At 57.8% G+C, this 10,819-nt stretch carries 10 protein-coding genes; 4 read left to right on the top strand and 6 right to left on the bottom strand.

Annotation, left to right across the window (positions count from 1 at the left end; all coding sequences use genetic code 11):
* Positions 1-332: 332 nt before the first annotated feature.
* The 3 genes from msrQ to OE750_RS17775 form a co-directional block, all read right to left on the bottom strand.
* On the bottom strand, positions 333-929 hold the full coding sequence (msrQ, locus tag OE750_RS17785; RefSeq protein WP_263765650.1) for a protein-methionine-sulfoxide reductase heme-binding subunit MsrQ: 597 nt from the start codon (positions 927-929) through the stop codon (positions 333-335).
* A gap of 8 nt (positions 930-937) precedes the next feature.
* Positions 938-1,837: a protein-methionine-sulfoxide reductase catalytic subunit MsrP gene (gene msrP, locus OE750_RS17780; protein WP_263765649.1), complete on the bottom strand. Its 900-nt coding sequence runs from the start codon at positions 1,835-1,837 to the stop codon at positions 938-940.
* A gap of 157 nt (positions 1,838-1,994) precedes the next feature.
* Positions 1,995-3,494 carry an FMN-binding glutamate synthase family protein gene (locus OE750_RS17775; RefSeq protein ID WP_263765648.1) on the bottom strand — a complete coding sequence of 500 codons (1,500 nt, stop codon included), beginning with the start codon at positions 3,492-3,494 and terminating at the stop codon, positions 1,995-1,997.
* 111 nt (positions 3,495-3,605) lie between these two features.
* Here OE750_RS17775 and OE750_RS17770 point away from each other — a divergent pair, with 111 nt between their 5' ends.
* Positions 3,606-4,055 carry a DUF302 domain-containing protein gene (locus OE750_RS17770; protein ID WP_263765647.1) on the top strand — a complete coding sequence of 150 codons (450 nt, stop codon included), beginning with the start codon at positions 3,606-3,608 and terminating at the stop codon, positions 4,053-4,055.
* A 78-nt stretch (positions 4,056-4,133) separates the two neighbouring features.
* Here OE750_RS17770 and clpB read toward each other — a convergent pair whose 3' ends face one another.
* The gene (clpB, locus tag OE750_RS17765) at positions 4,134-6,749 is read right to left on the bottom strand and encodes an ATP-dependent chaperone ClpB (RefSeq protein ID WP_263765646.1); all 2,616 of its coding nucleotides are present in this window, start codon (positions 6,747-6,749) and stop codon (positions 4,134-4,136) included.
* Between the two features lie 258 nt (positions 6,750-7,007).
* On the opposite strand from clpB, the gene OE750_RS17760 reads away from it, so the two are divergent.
* Positions 7,008-7,280 (top strand): hypothetical protein, encoded by a 273-nt coding sequence (locus OE750_RS17760; protein ID WP_263765645.1) that lies wholly within the window; start codon positions 7,008-7,010, stop codon positions 7,278-7,280.
* A gap of 87 nt (positions 7,281-7,367) precedes the next feature.
* Positions 7,368-8,075, top strand: coding sequence for an orotidine-5'-phosphate decarboxylase (gene pyrF, locus OE750_RS17755; RefSeq protein ID WP_263765644.1), 708 nt, complete (start codon positions 7,368-7,370; stop codon positions 8,073-8,075).
* Between the two features lie 32 nt (positions 8,076-8,107).
* On the opposite strand, the gene OE750_RS17750 is transcribed toward pyrF, so the two are convergent.
* Together OE750_RS17750 and OE750_RS17745 are read right to left on the bottom strand one after the other, a co-directional pair.
* On the bottom strand, positions 8,108-8,416 hold the full coding sequence (locus OE750_RS17750; protein WP_263765643.1) for an NfeD family protein: 309 nt from the start codon (positions 8,414-8,416) through the stop codon (positions 8,108-8,110).
* Entirely contained in the window at positions 8,416-9,309 is an 894-nt protein-coding gene (locus OE750_RS17745; protein ID WP_263765642.1) for an SPFH domain-containing protein, read from the bottom strand. The genes OE750_RS17750 and OE750_RS17745 overlap by 1 nt, the downstream gene beginning before the upstream one ends.
* Positions 9,310-9,396: 87 nt before the next feature.
* Between OE750_RS17745 and OE750_RS17740 the strand changes: the two genes are divergently transcribed.
* The gene (locus OE750_RS17740; protein ID WP_263765641.1) at positions 9,397-10,650 is read left to right on the top strand and encodes a DNA polymerase IV; all 1,254 of its coding nucleotides are present in this window, start codon (positions 9,397-9,399) and stop codon (positions 10,648-10,650) included.
* The last annotated feature ends 169 nt before the right edge of the window (positions 10,651-10,819 follow it).

The raw sequence follows: 10,819 nt of genomic DNA, 5'->3' as shown, positions 1-10,819 counted from the left end.
CGCCGCCGGTGAAGTGGGTTCTAAGGTTAGTAGCCAATACCCGCAACCCCTTTTTTCATAAATCTGTCTTTTTTTTAGAATTCCGTATTTTTCCAGTGTTTTCAACACTTTGCTTGGCATCTATTTCGCAAAATTCCGCCTATGCGCAACTTTATTATCCAGCCGCGTCCCTTCCAGCACCACATATAGACTTATCCACAGGCTCGCCTCCAAGGCTCACTTCCATCCCGGATGAATCACTGCCTGATTCACACCAAATCGCCTGCCATTTCCCAAGAGCCATGCGAGTCGCCTCCCGAATTTTACTGAAACCGCTGCTTCAGTTCGGCTTTTCAGGCTATCTTGCGTTGCCGCTCAATGAATCGGCTGCCGATCAACCCCAGAATCACGGCCAGATAGACAATCGGTTCGATCTGAAAGCCCTTCACGAGCATCACATAATGCACAGCCCCCAGAATCGCCGCCAGATAGGTCAGCTTGTGCAGCTTTCGCCAGCTCGCAGCCCCCATTCTGCGAATCGAGGCATTGTTTGAAGTAAGGGCCAGCGGCAGAAGCAGGGCAAATCCCGCCATCCCGACAGTTATATAAGGTCGCTTAACAATGTCGGCCCAGATCTGGCCAACCTGCTGCACATCCAGCACCAGCCAGACACTCAAATGCCCCGCTATATAAAAGAACGAACACAGCCCCAGCGCTCGGCGAAACTTAAGAAGGTTCACACCCGAAAAGCGGCGCAGCGGCGTGACAGCCAGTGTCACCACCAAGAGCTTGAGCCCGGCCTCGCCATAAGCATGTTCCAGCGCCTTGATCGGCTCGACGCCAAGCCCCCCTGTAAGGCCCAGATAGAACAGCCAGAAAACATGCGCCGCACACAGCATATATAAGGGCCATGCTGGCGCACGTTTCAGAAGCCTGTTCAGATGGTCCACAAACGGCCTCAAAACTTCGCTTTAAGGTCCATGCCCGCATAGAGGCTCGCAACCTCTTCGCCGTAGCCGTTAAACATCAGCGTCGGCACTCGGCCGGCAAACAATCCGCCGCCCAACTGCCGCTCTGTGGCCTGTGACCAGCGCGGGTGGTCTACCTCGGGGTTCACATTACTATAGAAGCCATATTCACCCGCGTTCGCCTTGTTCCAGCTGGTGGGTGGTTCTTTGTCTGTCAGCGTGATCCGCACAACCGATTTGATAGATTTGAAACCATACTTCCACGGCACAACAAGCCGAAGCGGCGCGCCATTCTGGTTCGGGATATCTTCACCATAGATTCCTGTCGCCATTATAGTAAGTGGATGCATCGCCTCATCAAGGCGCAGCCCCTCCACATAAGGCCAGTCCAGCACCGGATATTTCACACCCGGCATCTCATCGGGCCGCAGCACCGTTTCAAAGGCCACATACTTTGCCCCGCTCTGCACACCCGCAAGCTGAAGCAAATCAGCAAGCTCGAACCCGTTCCAGGGCACAACCATGCTCCAGGCCTCCACACAGCGGAAACGGTAAATCCGCTCCTCAATGCTCATCTGCGCCATGATATCTTCAAAGGCATAGGCCGCAGGGCGGTCCACCATCCCGTCAATCGTCACACTCCAAGGCTCGGTTGTGAGCGTGTGGGCATTGCGCGCAGGGTCTTCCTTGCCTGTGCCAAACTCGTAGTAGTTACAGTAGTTGGTGATATCTTCCAGCGCATTGGGCGTAAGCTCATCTGCCTTCGCGGCCCCCGCCATCCCGACAAGGCCAAGCCCCGCCGCACCGCCCATAAGCTGGCGGCGGTTCAAAAAGACAGACCTGTCCGTCACGTCGTTGTCTTTCAGGGTGTTGCTCCAGCGAAATGCCATTTCTTGTATCCTCTATAAAATCAGACAACAGATAGCTCCTTACGCGGGCACCTCCAAACCACAGCCTCTCACATCTGCGTTCATTTTTTGTAACTTTTGTAACTTAAGGTATTGCCCAAACGTCGCGAAACAGGAGAGCGAGGCGCCCCTCCTGCTCTCACGTCCTGTCTGAGGGAGACGGTAGGACAGTTGGGTAAATCTCGTTCATAGGGCGCGAGCGTCCGTCATCGCCCACAAGCCGCACATGCCGCCGCCGCATCAGCCGCGGCTCGGTCACACCAACAGAATGCGCGATGGTCTCGACCTCGCTGATAATCTGCTTGGCATAGCGCGCAACTTTCTCGAACTTCTCTTCCACAACCAGCCCCCGCTGCAACTTGGGGTCATGTGTAGTAATCCCTGTGGGGCAGGTGTTCTTGTTGCACTTCATCGCCTGAATGCAGCCAAGGCTAAACATAAAGCCCCGCGCCGAAACAACAAAGTCAGCCCCCGCGCATATCGCCCAAGCCACATCGGAGGGGTTCACGAGCTTGCCAGAGGCAATCATGCGAATGCGCTCTTGCAGCCCATGTTTGTCGCGCAAATCCACCATCAAGGGCAGCGCCTCGCGTATTGGAAGCCCCACGAGGTCCATCAGCGGCATAGGTGCGGCCCCCGTGCCGCCCTCGCCGCCGTCTACAGTTATAAAGTCAGGCGCAGATTCTGGCCCACGCTTAACGATCTCCTCGAAGAACGGTTCCCAAGTCTCTGAAGCGCCCAGCACTGTCTTGATCCCCACAGGCTTGCCGCTCACCTCCCTGATATGCGCAATCATATCGAGCAACTCGCCCCAGTCCCCCGCTTCAATGTGGCGGTTGGGCGAAATGCTCGCTGTCCCCTCGATAATTCCGCGAATGGAGGCAATCTCGGCATTCACCTTCTCGGCAGGCAAAATGCCCCCCTTGCCGGGTTTGGCCCCTTGCGCCAGTTTAAGCTCGAACATCCTGATTTCGGGCCGAGCCGCCAGCTCGCGCAGTTTCTCGTCGCTCAGCTTGCCCTCGGCATCACGCACACCATACTTCGCCGTGCCGATCTGCATGATCACATCACAACCGCCTTCAAGGTGATGCGGCGCGCAACCGCCCTCGCCCGTGCTCAGCCAGACACCGGCCTTGGCCGCCCCAAGGCTCAGCGCACGTACGGCAGGTTTTGACAAAGCGCCATAAGACATGCCCGAAATGTTAAAGAAAGAAGGTGCCATATAAGGCACGCGCGCGTGATGCCCGATCAACAACGGTTCGCTTCTCGCAATCTGGTCGTCCAGCGGCGGAAACGGCGCATTGGTGAATATCGCAGTTCCGGGAACCCCCAAGTTGCGGGTTGAGCCAAAAGCAACAGTGTTGCCCTCTCCGCTCGCCGCATTCTCCACCCACTCGCGCTGCGCACGGTTAAACGGCATCTCCTCGCGATCCATCGCAAAGAAATACTGGCGGAAGAACTCGCCCAGCGTGCTGAAGATGTGCCTGAACCGCCCGATCACAGGATAGTTGCGCCGGATCGCATCACTCCGCTGGGAGCGGTCCATAATATAGAGTATCACCAAAAGCGCTGCGAGAGCGCCCAACACCCAGACAAAAGCCAGTGCCAGAACGTCCAAAATCGAAACCGCAATTTCCATCACATTCCCTGTTTGATATATATCAACGCTACCTTTACGTTCTGCCCTAGAGTGAAGCGGATCGCTCCGCAGGGCAAGCAGCCCAAGCCGTCATCTTAAAAGGATAAAGAAATGCGCACACTTCCCCTTATCATCGCCGCCGCCTGCCTCACGGCAACACAGGCCTTCGCCGCCGATGGCTATATCAGCTATACAACAGACCAGAGTTTTGACGACGTGGTCTTCGGACTCGAAAACGCCATCCTTGATGAGGGCCTCGTGATCGACCATGTTTCGCACACTGGCGACATGCTGGAGCGCACCAAAGCCGATGTCGGCTCCGATGTGACCCTTTTCGAAAAGGCCGATATCTACAGCTTCTGCTCGGCCAAACTCTCGCGGGAAGTGATGGAAGCAGATCCGATGAATGTGATCTTTTGCCCCTATGACATATTCGTCATCGTCTCCCCCGATAAGCCCGATGAAACAACCATCGGCTTTCGTGGCTTTCCCGAAGGCGAAATGAAAAAAGTCGAAGCCCTGCTCGACAGCATCGCCCGTGCCGCGATCGGTATGGAATAAGCAGCGCCTCTCTTTGACGTCGCGAATAAAAAGGGCCGCTCCTCATCGGGGCGGCCCTCCTCTTTAAGTATTAGGTGCTTAATGCACCACAGCGTCGTCGGGCTTGTCACGGTTGGTCGCCCCCACGCGGTCACCGATGATCAGGCCATCAGCCCCCGCGCGCACGGCCACTGTGTCGCCGTCCCTGATATCGCCCGCAAGCAGTGCTTCCGCGAGCGGGTTTTGCAAGGCGCGCTGGATCACCCGTTTCAGAGGCCGTGCGCCAAACACAGGGTCATAGCCCTCATCCGCAAGCCACTTCATCGCGCCGTCATCAAGGTCAAGCTCGATCTTGCGCGCCAGAAGCCGCTTTTTGAGCAGCCCAAGCTGGATTTCGACGATCCCGCCCATATCCTCACGGCCCAGACGGTCAAAGATGATCGTTTCGTCCAGACGATTGAGGAACTCGGGGCGGAAGTGCGCCCGCACCGCGTCCATCACATCACGCTTGGCGTCACCGGCGTCGGCCCCGTCAGGCAACTGGCTCAAAGCTTGCGCCCCGAGGTTTGACGTAAGGACAATCAGCGTTTGCTTGAAGGACACATGGCGCCCCTGCCCGTCGGTCAGCACACCATCGTCCAGAACCTGCAACAGCACGTTAAAGACATCGGGATGCGCCTTTTCAACCTCGTCAAACAGGATCACCTGATATGGCCTGCGCCGCACAGCTTCCGTCAGCACACCGCCTTCTTCGTAGCCGACATAACCGGGAGGCGCACCAATCAGGCGGCTAACGGCGTGTTTCTCCATGAATTCACTCATGTCGACCCGCGTCATCGCGTGCTCGTCATCAAACAGAAACTCGGCCACAGCCTTTGTCAGCTCGGTTTTACCCACACCTGTCGGCCCGAGGAACAGGAAGCTGCCAAGTGGCCGCCCCTCATCGTTCAAGCCGGCACGCGCACGGCGCACCGCATTGGCAACAGCCGTCACAGCCGCGTTCTGTCCGATCACCCGCTTGTGCAAACCATCTTCCATCCGAAGCAGCTTGTCGCGGTCACCTTCCAGCATTTTACCGGCCGGAATACCTGTCCAACGCTCGATAACCTGCGCCACATGCTCCGGGCGCACCGCTTCTTCCACGGTCATATCGCCTTCGCTGGCCTCGGCGGCGGCGAGCTTTTTCTCAAGGTCGGGAATAATCCCGAACCTGATCTCACCTGCGCGCGCAAGGTTGCCTTCACGGGTCGCAATCTCGCCATCGGCACGTGCGCGGTCAAGCTGTTCCTTAAGCTCGCGCGCGCCTTCAAGCTTGTCGCGTGCGGCTTGCCAGTTGGCGGTCATCTCGTCGGACTTTTCCTGAAGGTTACTCAGATCTTTCTCAAGCCGCTCCAGACGGTCTTTTGAAGCCTCGTCATCTTCAGCGCGCAGGGCTTCCACTTCGATCTGCATTTGCAAAATCTGGCGGTCCAGCGCATCAAGCTCCTCTGGCTTGCTATCCACTTCCATACGCAAACGGCTCGCCGCCTCGTCCATAAGGTCAATGGCTTTGTCCGGCAGAAAACGGTCGGTGATATAGCGGTTTGAAAGTGTCGCCGCGGCCACCAAGGCAGAGTCAGAAATCCGCACACCATGGTGCAACTCGTATTTCTCCTTGATACCCCGCAAGATCGAGATCGTGTCTTCCACAGTCGGTTCTTCGGTAAACACTGGCTGGAAGCGCCGCGCGAGGGCCGCGTCTTTCTCAACATGCTTGCGGTATTCGTCGAGCGTTGTCGCGCCAACACAGTGCAACTCACCGCGTGCCAAGGCAGGCTTGATAAGGTTCGCGGCATCCATCGCGCCATCGCCCTTGCCCGCACCCACAAGCGTGTGCATCTCGTCAATAAACAGGATGATCTCGCCGGCCGCGTCCGTCACTTCGTTGAGAACCGATTTCAGCCGCTCCTCAAACTCGCCGCGATACTTCGCACCCGCAATCAAAGCGCCCATATCAAGCGACATAAGCTTCTTGTTGCGCAAAGATTCAGGCACATCGCCGTTCACAATGCGCAAGGCAAGCCCCTCGGCAATCGCGGTTTTACCCACGCCCGGCTCCCCGATCAGAACAGGGTTGTTCTTCGTGCGGCGAGACAGAACCTGCATAGTGCGGCGGATTTCATCGTCGCGGCCAATAATCGGGTCAATCTTGCCAAGGCGCGCACGCTCGGTCAGGTCTGTCGAGTATTTGCTCAACGCCTCGTAGCTGTCTTCCGCACTGGCGCTGTCTGCCGTGCGACCCTTGCGAATATCGTTGATTGCCGTGTTCAGGGCCTGCGCATTCACAGCGCCTGCGTCCATCGCGTCTTTCGCCGCCGATTTCACCATCGCCAGCGCCATCAAAATGCGCTCCACAGGGACAAAACTGTCGCCCGCTTTCTGCGCAAGGCTCTCGGCCTCGCCCAGCACTTTGGCCATTGATTTATCAAGATAAGGCTGGCCCGTGTCACCGCTCACCTTGGCAATTTTGCCAACAGCTTGGTCCACGGCGTCTTTCACGCGGGCAGGCGCGCCACCCGATTTGGTTATGAGGTTGCTCGCAAGCCCCTCACTGTCGTCCATAATTGCTTTCAGCAGGTGTTCGGGCATCACCCTCTGGTGATCTTCCCGCATAGCGATTGTCTGCGCAGCCTGCAAAAACCCGCGCGAACGCTCCGTGAACTTTTCAATGTTCATGGTCTTTCTCCTTTTATAAGCCTTCCCTGCTGGCGCACCCAAAAGAGGCATACGTCGCGTCGGGAACCTTGGAATAAAAATGGGGCGTTCCTGCCACCTCTTCAAGAGCTCTCCCTACAAAAAGCACATCGGCGGAATTTCGCAAATGCTTACAACTTGACTCACCTTTGCGTGAACACCCTCTTTTTATGGAACGGAAACCCCCCATCTCACGTTTTACGATCAGGGCTGAACGCCCGGTTAATAAGGAGGACGATCATGTCTTACGGTAAAACGCGCATTGCACGCATCCGCTACAACCTCGAGTTTTCGGGCTATGAAGCGATTGTCTTTATCCAGGATGCAGGAGACACCTTCAGTTATCCCAGCTTTGTCGCTGCCCCGCTTGATGCGGAATACGCTCTGGTGATGAAACAGATTTCAGACAAAGCGCTGCGCAAACACCGCTCCAAAAATCCGGGTCTGCGCTCGCAGTTGCGCCGCCTCACATCCATCCCTCAGGCCCCTGAGCACCCCCCGCTCGCTGCTTGAGGCATCAGGCTCCTTCACAGCACGCGCCCTTGACGCGGTTCCCAAACCCCGCAACAAGGCGCAAACCCGCTGTGAAGGAGCCGCCCTATGTCCGATCTCGTAACTGACGACCGCCTGATTGTTGCCCTCGATGTCCCCAATGCCATCGCAGGCATGGAGCTCGCCGCCAAACTCGGCGATGCCGTCAATTTCTACAAAATTGGCCTCGGTATGCTCACAGGCGGCGGCCTTGCGCTGGCGCAAGAGCTGAAGGACGAGCACGGCAAGCGCATTTTTCTTGATATGAAGCTCTTTGATATCGGCGCAACTGTCGAGGCCGCCGTGCGTGGCCTCGCGCAGTTTGATCTCGATTTCCTCACAGTCCACGGTGACCCGCATGTCGTGCGCGCCGCCAAGGAAGGCGCGGCAAATTCCGATATGAAGATCCTCGCCGTCACGATCCTCACATCCCTTGACCGCGAAGATCTTGACGCCTCGCTCATCAAGGAAGGCAATCTGCAAGCGCTGGTGCTGGAGCGCGCGGGCCGCGCCTTTGAGGCCGGAGCCGATGGTGTTATCGCTTCCCCTCAAGAAGCCGCGCTCATCCGCGATCTGCCTGATTCCGAGGGCAAGCTCATCGTCACCCCCGGTGTGCGCCCCGCAGGTTCCGCCTTGGGCGATCAAAAGCGCGTCGCAACCCCTGCCAAGGCAATCACTGACGGAGCCGACCACATCGTCGTGGGCCGCCCGGTCTGGCAAGCGAAAGACCCCGCCGCCGCCGCCCGCGCCGTTCTGGCCGAACTGCCAAAGCGCTAGGCGCAGCGCCAGTCATCGCACCGGTCATCGCATCAGTCTTCGTTAATATCAGTATCCCAGGTCTTCACCTGCCCCTTGCGCACGCCCATCGTGCGCCTGAGACCATACCAGCCAACAAGCGAAAATACCGCAAACAGCGCCAGCGTTATGGTAAACGAACCGCCGAGATAAGCCCCCAAAGGCCCGCCCACTGCCAGCAACACGCCAACACAAGCCGCGCCGATAGCAAAGCCCAGCAAGATAAACCCCGGCGCCAGAATCTCTAAAATCCCGAGGCCCAGTGCCACTGCAAGCCAGACCCACCACAAGGTCCAAAGTGCGTCTGAAGCAACCACTTCCATCACTTACCGCCTTTCAGCATACCAAAGGCGTTCTTGAACGCATCCACAGCATCTGCTGGCAAAAAGATGGTTTGCTTGCCAGCGCCTGCTCCAACCTTGGCCAAGGCATCAACCTGCTTCAAAGCCACCTGATACTGCGCCGCTTCCAGCCCGTTGTCGGCAATCGCCTGAGCCACAACACCTGTCGCATAAGCCTCTGCATCGGCCTCGATCCGGCGTGCCTTGGCAATCTGCTCCGCCGCATAAAGCTCCGCATCCGCGTTGAGCTCGACCGCGCGTTTCGCGCCCTCGGCCCGTGTCACCTGTGCGCGCCGCTCGCGCTCCGCATTAAGCTGCTGCAACATCGCATCGCGTGTGGCTTGGTCGAGGTTCACATCCAGAATCTCGGCCCGCGTCACCTCAATCCCCCAGTTATCAACCTGATCTTCAACAGCCGTCTGTATCTGTCCGATCAGGCTCGAGCGGTTGCTCTGCACCTCATCCAGCTCCATCTTGCCGATCTCGGCGCGCACAATCCCCGCCACCGTGGTCGCAATCGCCGCATCCACGTCGCGAATGCGATAAACCGTCTTTTCAGGCTCCAGAATGCGGTAAAACACGCTGGTTTCAACCTGCACCAAAACGTTGTCTTTGGTAATCGCATCCTGTGACGCCGTGGGAAGCTGGCGCTCCAGAATACTCACCTTATGGCGCACCACATCAATAAACGGGACAATAAAGTTGATCCCCGGCCCCAGCACCGATTTGAGCCGCCCGAAGCGCTCAACCACATATTTCTCCGATTGCGGAACAATCCGCACACCGAGAAAAATCGAAATAATAATAAACGCCGCAATCAGTAAGACAACGAGGTTACCGCCCAGCAATTCTGTCAAAATCTGTTCCAAACTCATCTCTCTCTCCAAAGCTTACTTCAGATATGCGCTGTGATGGCGCATTTTCCAAGTGGAATTGAATAAAATGCAGGCGTAAGAAGAACCATGCCTAGCCTCTGTCGCGATTGCTTACACCCCTTTGAAACGGGCCCACGCTGCCCCGCCTGCCGCAGCCCCCGCGTTGCGGCCCACCCCGAGCTTTACGATCTCGCCATCGCCCATATGGATTGCGATGCCTTCTATGCGAGCGTGGAAAAGCGCGACAATCCCGCGCTTGCAGCGAAGCCCGTCATCATCGGCGGTGGCCGCCGCGGGGTTGTCTCCACAGCCTGTTACATCGCGCGCATCCGCGGTGTGCGCTCTGCCATGCCGATGTTTCAGGCGCTCAAACTTTGCCCCGAAGCCGTTGTCGTGCCGCCCCGAATGGAAGCTTACGTTGAAGCCTCCCGCGCCATCCGCAGCATGATGGAAGAACTCACCCCGGAAATAGAACCGCTCTCGCTCGATGAAGCCTTCATGGACCTCACGGGCACAGCCCGCCTGCACGGCCATCCTCCCGCCGTCATGCTCGCACGCCTCATCAAACGGATGAAGAACGAGCTTGGCCTCTCGGGTTCCATCGGCCTGTCCCACAACAAATTCCTCGCCAAAGTCGCCTCCGATCTGGAAAAGCCCAAAGGATTCTCCATCATCGGCAAGGCGGAGACAGCCGATTTTCTACGCGATAAACCCGTCCGCCTCATCTGGGGTGTCGGCGCGGTCTCTCAAGCGGCGCTCGACACAGCAGGCATTCACCTTTTCAGTGATCTTCTGCGCTGGAGCGAGGTCGATCTGACAGCCCGCTTCGGCTCCATGGGAACACGCCTCTATCACCTCGCCCGCGGAGAAGACCACCGCCGCGTCAGCGCCCACGAACCGGTAAAGTCGATCTCGAAAGAAACAACTTTCTTCGAGGATACATCCGACAAAGACCTCCTCGATGGCCACCTATGGCGCTTGGCCGAGCAAGTCTCCGATCGCGCCAAAGCCAAAGGCTTTGCCGGCCAAACCGTCACGCTCAAGCTCAAAACCGCAAACTTCAAAAGCCTCACCCGCCGCCAGACTCTTCACGATGCCACCCAAATGGCCGACACAATCTATCGCACCGCCCGTGCCCTCTTTGATCAGGCAGGCGATCAAGGCCCCTACCGCCTCATCGGCACAGGCCTCTCGGGCCTCGTCCCCGCCTCCGATGCCGACCGCTCGCACGACCTGCTCGACGAGGGCGCCGCCAAGCGCTCCGATGTCGAACGCGCCACCGACAAAATCCGCGAAAAATTCGGCAAAGACGCCATCCTCAAAGGCCGCGCCCTACGCTAGGCACGCTCCCCCCGCTCACCTTCCTGGCTCCGCTCTTTCTTATTGCCACAAATATCCCGGGGGGCGCGGGGGGCCGGCCCCCCGCCGGAGCGATTTGGCGCAGCCAAAACGCAAACCCTGCGTCCGCACACTGTCCATACTGGTGTATGCACAGCCAGCCACACGCACG

Origin of the sequence: Lentibacter sp. XHP0401 (assembly GCF_025751535.1) — a bacterium.
GTDB lineage: Bacteria > Pseudomonadota > Alphaproteobacteria > Rhodobacterales > Rhodobacteraceae > Lentibacter.
Note: the sequence above shows the minus strand (reverse complement) of the source record. Positions and strands in the feature narration are given on the sequence as shown.